Consider the following 6021-nt stretch of genomic DNA (forward strand, 5'->3'; position numbering starts at 1 on the left):
ACATCGCAATGAAATCTGCTCCAGATCTTCCAGCGAAAAACTTCACTGCAATGTTACGTCTTGACCACAACCGTGCTGCATCTCAAATTGCTGCTAAAACTGGTAAAGCGGTTAAAGACATCAAAAATCTTACAGTTTGGGGTAACCACTCTCCAACCATGTATGCTGACTACCGTTTTGCAACAATTAACGGCGAAAGCGTTAAAGACATGATCAACGACCAAGAATGGAATGCAAATACATTCCTTCCGACTGTTGGTAAACGTGGTGCTGCGATCATCGAAGCACGTGGTTTATCTTCTGCTGCTTCTGCTGCTAACGCTGCAATCGACCATATGCGCGATTGGGCTCTTGGCACAAACGGCGAATGGGTAACTATGGGTATTCCTTCTGACGGTTCTTATGGTATTCCTGAAGGCGTAATGTTCGGTTTCCCTGTAACGACTGAAAACGGTGAATACAAAATCGTTCAAGGTCTAGAAATCGACGAATTCAGTCAAGAGCGTATCAACTTCACGTTGAATGAACTTGAAGAAGAGCGCGCAGCAATTGCTGACATGCTTAAATAATTTAATCTTTTCAGATTAAGTTGAAAAAAAGCACTCCATTTGGGGTGCTTTTTTTATAGCGGTCACTTTTTTAATCAACAAAAAATAACAAGCTGTGAAGGAGAGACAACTGAGTTTTCGTTACGAGCCCTCTAAGGTAGAGACAAGATTATAGATAAAAAAGATGGAGGTTCAGATGTTAGAACAACGCCCCACCTTCGAACTTTTCTTTGAACAATTGGGTCTGGATTCGAGTCCGGAAGCGATTGATGAGTTTATTAGCACGCATCAAATTGGTATGGACGTGCCCCTGCATAAAGCTCCTTTTTGGAGTAAATCACAGCATGATTTTCTGATCAGTCACTGGAAGAAAGATGATGACTGGGCCATTTTTGTCGATGTATTGAATGAACAATTACATATTGAGGCAGAGGGTTCCGGTTCCTGTGACATACCCAGCCATAAATCAACCTAAGAATTCCAATCTCAACACTCTCATAATTTAACGCTACGATGGAGTCTATTTATGCTTACGGAACAACAGTTAACTTTAGAATTATTATTTGAACAATTGGGTTTGCCTTCTGACGAAGCCTCAATCAGTCAATTTACCCATACTCATCAATTGCCATCTGAAGTGGCATTACCGGATGCCGAATTCTGGAGTGAGGGACAAAGTGCTTTCCTGCGTGAACATTGGCACCAAGATGATGAATGGATTGTCATTATTGACAAGTTAAATCAGCTTTTACATGTGGAAAGTGACAAACAAAGCGCTTAAATGCTTTCATACAAAAAGAAACAACAAACCTAGTCAAATGACTAGGTTTTTTTTGTCTTATCTTATAAGTTAGACCTATAAATAATTACAATTTATCTGATATGAGGAGGGCGCGATGCTCGCAAAGAACCAACCATCCTTAGAGCTCTTGTTTTCTCAGCTCGGTCTCGCCAATAGTCCTGCGGCTATTGAATTGTATGTACGCACCCATCAACTGCCAGCAGGATTGTCCTTGCACGATGCGCCGTTCTGGAATAAAGCCCAGCGTTCTTTATTAATCAGCCATTTGGTACAAGATGATGATTGGGCAATTTGGGTCGATGAACTGAATCAGCAACTGCACATGGACGCCTACAGACGTCAACCTGCTTGATCATTTTTCCTGTGTTTTTCTGGTATTTAAAATAAGACGATACAGCTTGTATTAAAAAACGCCTCATCTGAGGCGTTTTTGCAATCTGGCTTAATGCATTTTGCTTTTTAATATTTTGTTAAACCATTCGTGCTGACGATAATCACTAAAAGCGTGATGCTGTTGTAATAATTCCAGCTCAAATTCGGCAGTCGTAGTGTATTTACCTAACCAGTGACGGGTCAGGGCGGGCTCATTTTTACTGGCACTGGCATAGGCCAGGAAGAAATAAATATCACCATGTTCATAACTGGTCATCGGTTTTAGAATTTGCTGGGTAATCAGGGCGAAATGGTGCTCTTTGGTCAATTCAAAGAACATCATATAGGCCTTGGCTAGATGCAAAGATAGGTTGATATACATGCGCAGTGGCATTTCTTCAAATTCTACTCGGCCTTGTTCCAGCAACACTACGGCTTCTTGCAGGAAATGTCGCTGTTCCTGACGTAGTTCACTTAAAGTCACCAGCTGTAAACGAAGATCAGCACGTTCAAGCGTTAATTCTGGCGTATTGCCTTTTAAATACAATTGGTCAGTTTCACCCAGACGTTGAATAATCTGTTTGGTCGTTAATCGCATCAACGCAATCCTCATTTCTCAATAATGGCTATATGAGGTTAAAAATTAAAATTTAAAGCGACAGGTCGTCTTAGAGCAGTGAGGTATCACTTCTTAGCCAGGCTGTAATGGATAGGCGTTGCTGTTTAGAAATTAAAACTTCATGTAATAAATCGCTCTGGAACAGCGCCATTCGGTTAGGTTTTGGCTGGATAATATGCCACTGGCCATGTTTATCCTGCAGGCGTAGTTCACCGCCCCAGTCCGCCTGCCATTGTTCATGCAGATAATACACACTGGAAATCATCCGGCCATTTTTACCTTGCGGATTGTCGCGGTGCAGGGAATAGAACTCACCCGCGTTATAGCAGGCGAAATGTGCTTCGACATCTTTGATGCCTACATAAAACGCGCGGTTTAAAACTTGAGAAAATTGTTGAAGGGTTTGGGTGTGTAGGTGGGAAATTTGAAATTCAGGTTGTAACCAAAGAATATGATCACTACGGATGTTGCTGACGACGCCATTTTGAATGGCCGCGTTACGAAATTTGTTTAAGTGGTTTAGGCATTCTTGACTCACCGCATGTTGATATTCGCTAGAATAAGCATCGTCAACAATACTAAAGCCATGTTGATCTAAATCATCTAAGATTTGATCAACATTCCAATCCCCTGGGATGATAACTGCTTCCATTTTTTCAATTCTCGATAGTGTGGTAAAAAAAGGTCCGCTATTTTAGTGCAATAATCGTTTCTGAACGAAATAGTTTTTCATGTTAAAATAGCAATTGATCTTAGGAATAATTGAAACATGAATTACCGTCACTCTTACCACGCAGGCAACTTTGCCGATGTCATGAAGCACGTTTTATTGCTTCAGTTGTTGACTCGACTGAATGCAAAAGACAAACCTTATCGCTATGTAGATACGCATGGTGGTGCAGGTAAATATGATTTATCGACTGCCGAAGCGCAAAAATCAGGTGAGTTTTTAAACGGTATTCATCGTCTTGTTAAGCTCGACGATTCGATCAAGCGTAATGCACCTGAAGGCGTACAACAATACTTGAAAATTGTTGAAAACATGCGTGAAAACTTTGGTAAGGGTGCTTATCCAGGTTCACCGTGGTTTGCGCTAGAAGGCATGCGCGAGATTGATAAAGCGACCATTTTTGAAATGCAGCGTGATGTATTTCAGCAACTTCGTCATAATATTTTTGACAAGCGTGCAGGTTTGCATGAGCGTGATGCATACGAAGGTCTTTTAGCAGTCATTCCACCGAAAGAAAAACGTGGTCTGGTGATGATCGATCCGCCGTATGAACTGGAGCGTAAAGATTTCCCGCAGTTGGTTGAACTGCTGGTTGCTGCTTATAAGAAATGGCCGACAGGTGTGTTTGCCGTTTGGTATCCAATTAAAGACCGTGCCATGATCGAACGCTTCGAGAAGAAAATGTTCAAGACAGGTATCCGTCGTCAACTGGTTTGTGAAGTCTGTGTATGGCCAGATGATACCCCAGTAGGCTTGAACGGTTGTGGCTTGCTGGTGATTAACCCACCTTGGAAATTCTCTGAAGATGCAGATGAAGCACTACAGTGGTTATTCCCGCATCTTCGCATGAGTGAAAATGGTGGTCACGCTGCAGTTCGCTGGTTAGTGGGCGAGTAATTTTTTTAAAGATCAGGTCATAGCTAGGATCGACAAGAATGACAAATATAAGCAAACCGGAACGCGACTCTTCAACTGAAGTGCCTTTTGATGGCATCACCTTTGAAGTAGAAGAAGAGGAGCATACCCAGGAAGGGCAAAAAGTTAAGCGTCGAGGCATCTATCTATGGCCGAACCTGATTACAACGGCAGCGTTGTTGTCAGGTTTCTACTCGATTATTGCCAGTATGAATGGCAATTTTCAGCAAGCCATTTATGCGATCTTTATTGCGGCATTACTGGATGGATTGGATGGCCGTGTGGCACGTGCCATTGGTGCACAAAGTCCGTTCGGTGAACAGTTTGACTCGCTTTCTGATATGCTGGCTTTTGGTGTAGCTCCCGCTATTTTGATGTATAGCTGGGGCTTGAGTGATTTGGGCCGGATCGGTCTGGCGGCTTGCTTTGTTTATACTGCTTGTGCTGCGTTCCGTCTGGCACGTTTTAATGTACAGATTGGTGTGGTCGACAAACGTTATTTTATTGGTGTCGCAAGTCCTCTGGCGGCCATCATGATTGTGTCATTGGTCTGGGTCGGTCTGGATTTTCCAGAAATCTTTGATATTCGTGAACCTTCTCTTCAGGTCATTAATGCAGTGGTCATCATTGCGGTGGGCTTGTTGATGATTTCCAATATCAAGTACTACTCATTCAAAACTGTAGAACGTAAACGGGTTCCATTTTTTGTCCTACCAATCGCCGTATTCGTCTTTGCAGCGATGACTTATAATATTCCTGTCGGCATTCTGGTAATTTCTATTCTCTATGCCTTGTCTGGTTTTGTAACCACTTTTATGGCAAAAAGATCGAGTACATTATAAAAATATAAGGAGTCTGAGATGCGGTTTCTTCAAGATTTTTTAGATCGTTCGAAACAGCTGAATCAGACTCCTACTGTTTCGCGCTATCCCGCCTATCATGGCCCCACCTCAAAATATAAAATTATTCATCAAGGATTAATAATCCCCGGGCTTTCGGCACCGCTCTATTATTTAAACTTTCTAAGTATTATCGGGCAACCCAATGCGCCCATGCTGGCAAACCCGAGTGCAATCGAAACCACAGCCCTAGATACCGCCACCGTGATTTGTAGTTCGAGTCCGCATATGGTGGGACAATTGCATCACTATTCTGTCAAGCAGGACTGTCATTTTAAATCTAGTCTATTTCAGTTTTTGGATCGGGAGAAATTGAGCGGAACTTTTCCAAATTTTCGTTTGCAACGTTCTGACTCGGAACTCAGTTTTGACTTAAATATTCAGACCACTCAGCTGATTTCTCATTTTACCCAAATGCGTTTTGCCTTGGCAGATCACTGGTCTTTGCTATGTCATTGTCAGGGAACGGTGAACTATAAAGCCCAGCAATATACGATCGATGGTCTTGGAAGCTTTGAATACGCGCGGAGTTTTAACTTTCCTTATCTACCTTTGGCCTTCCTGACTTATCAAATTATTAATCTCAGTGAAAATCGGCAACTGTTGTTGGCGCAAATTCGGGATGGTTTTAATAGTATTGTTCAGTCGCGGATATATCTCCGTGATTTAAAAAACATGCGGACCCAAATGTTCGATCGCAAAGTTTATTTTAAAATTCATCGTGTTTATCCGCGTGTCACTACACCCAATCGGCAAAGTATGTATTTGCCGCGCGAATTTGAATGGTGTTATGAAAATGCAGACGGTACTTGTATCTGGGTGCAAGGTCAAAGTCGTGGAGATTTTAAATTTGGCCTGGCAGCGGGCTATGTAGGAAGTTTTAGTTATCAAGTGAAAATAAATGAACAGACCGAAAATGGAGAAGGGGGTTATTGTGAATACATAGATTGCCGGCCTTTACGCTTTCAGGAACAGAATAAAACTGAAAAAAGATTAAGTCATCTATCCAATTCAGTACCTTTAATGCTCAAGAAATGAAGAAAAGCATGATTTTTGTAGAATAAATAAACAGTCGTGATGTTTTTGCTGGATTATTTAAGAATAGGGGTTGTATTGGGTCGGGAATCCTGTAGAAT

The 6021-nt window shown here is 42.0% G+C and carries 9 protein-coding genes; 7 read left to right on the plus strand and 2 right to left on the minus strand.

Annotated features, from left to right (window positions below):
- From WAK81_RS08255 to WAK81_RS08270, 4 genes are all read left to right on the plus strand, one after another.
- On the plus strand, window positions 1–569 hold a 569-nt coding region (locus WAK81_RS08255; RefSeq protein WP_422196432.1), incomplete at its 5' end, for a malate dehydrogenase.
- A 175-nt stretch (window positions 570–744) separates the two neighbouring features.
- The gene (locus WAK81_RS08260) at window positions 745–1023 is read left to right on the plus strand and encodes a DUF2789 family protein (protein WP_422196433.1); all 279 of its coding nucleotides are present in this window, start codon (window positions 745–747) and stop codon (window positions 1021–1023) included.
- 51 nt (window positions 1024–1074) lie between these two features.
- Window positions 1075–1329 (plus strand): DUF2789 family protein, encoded by a 255-nt coding sequence (locus WAK81_RS08265; protein ID WP_422196434.1) that lies wholly within the window; start codon window positions 1075–1077, stop codon window positions 1327–1329.
- A gap of 115 nt (window positions 1330–1444) precedes the next feature.
- On the plus strand, window positions 1445–1702 hold the full coding sequence (locus tag WAK81_RS08270; protein WP_004645106.1) for a DUF2789 family protein: 258 nt from the start codon (window positions 1445–1447) through the stop codon (window positions 1700–1702).
- 90 nt (window positions 1703–1792) lie between these two features.
- Here WAK81_RS08270 and WAK81_RS08275 read toward each other — a convergent pair whose 3' ends face one another.
- Window positions 1793–2320: a hypothetical protein gene (locus WAK81_RS08275; RefSeq protein WP_422196435.1), complete on the minus strand. Its 528-nt coding sequence runs from the start codon at window positions 2318–2320 to the stop codon at window positions 1793–1795.
- 70 nt (window positions 2321–2390) lie between these two features.
- A complete protein-coding gene (locus tag WAK81_RS08280; RefSeq protein ID WP_422196436.1) occupies window positions 2391–2993 on the minus strand; it encodes a 2OG-Fe(II) oxygenase in 603 nt (200 codons plus the stop codon).
- A gap of 117 nt (window positions 2994–3110) precedes the next feature.
- On the opposite strand from WAK81_RS08280, the gene WAK81_RS08285 reads away from it, so the two are divergent.
- Genes WAK81_RS08285 through WAK81_RS08295 form a run of 3 tightly spaced genes read left to right on the plus strand, consistent with a single transcriptional unit; the run spans window position 3111 to window position 5923 of the window.
- Window positions 3111–3968: a 23S rRNA (adenine(2030)-N(6))-methyltransferase RlmJ gene (locus WAK81_RS08285; RefSeq protein ID WP_004732197.1), complete on the plus strand. Its 858-nt coding sequence runs from the start codon at window positions 3111–3113 to the stop codon at window positions 3966–3968.
- A 38-nt stretch (window positions 3969–4006) separates the two neighbouring features.
- Complete coding sequence (gene pssA, locus WAK81_RS08290; protein ID WP_004645113.1) at window positions 4007–4828, plus strand: CDP-diacylglycerol--serine O-phosphatidyltransferase; 822 nt, start codon at window positions 4007–4009, stop codon at window positions 4826–4828.
- Window positions 4829–4846: 18 nt separating this feature from the next.
- The gene (locus tag WAK81_RS08295; protein WP_422196437.1) at window positions 4847–5923 is read left to right on the plus strand and encodes a DUF6670 family protein; all 1077 of its coding nucleotides are present in this window, start codon (window positions 4847–4849) and stop codon (window positions 5921–5923) included.
- The last annotated feature ends 98 nt before the right edge of the window (window positions 5924–6021 follow it).

The sequence above is a fragment of the Acinetobacter sp. genome, assembly GCF_049284435.1.
In the GTDB taxonomy this organism is placed as follows: domain Bacteria; phylum Pseudomonadota; class Gammaproteobacteria; order Pseudomonadales; family Moraxellaceae; genus Acinetobacter.

Excerpts from the sequence above, each read along its gene's own strand:
- WAK81_RS08260 (WP_422196433.1), top strand. The coding sequence starts at position 745 with ATGTTAGAACAACGCCCCACCTTCGAACTTTTCTTTGAACAATTGGGT.
- WAK81_RS08265 (WP_422196434.1), top strand. The coding sequence starts at position 1,075 with ATGCTTACGGAACAACAGTTAACTTTAGAATTATTATTTGAACAATTG.
- WAK81_RS08270 (WP_004645106.1), top strand. The coding sequence starts at position 1,445 with ATGCTCGCAAAGAACCAACCATCCTTAGAGCTCTTGTTTTCTCAGCTC.
- WAK81_RS08275 (WP_422196435.1), bottom strand. The coding sequence starts at position 2,320 with ATGCGATTAACGACCAAACAGATTATTCAACGTCTGGGTGAAACTGAC.
- WAK81_RS08280 (WP_422196436.1), bottom strand. The coding sequence starts at position 2,993 with ATGGAAGCAGTTATCATCCCAGGGGATTGGAATGTTGATCAAATCTTA.
- WAK81_RS08285 (WP_004732197.1), top strand. The coding sequence starts at position 3,111 with ATGAATTACCGTCACTCTTACCACGCAGGCAACTTTGCCGATGTCATG.
- pssA (WP_004645113.1), top strand. The coding sequence starts at position 4,007 with ATGACAAATATAAGCAAACCGGAACGCGACTCTTCAACTGAAGTGCCT.
- WAK81_RS08295 (WP_422196437.1), top strand. The coding sequence starts at position 4,847 with ATGCGGTTTCTTCAAGATTTTTTAGATCGTTCGAAACAGCTGAATCAG.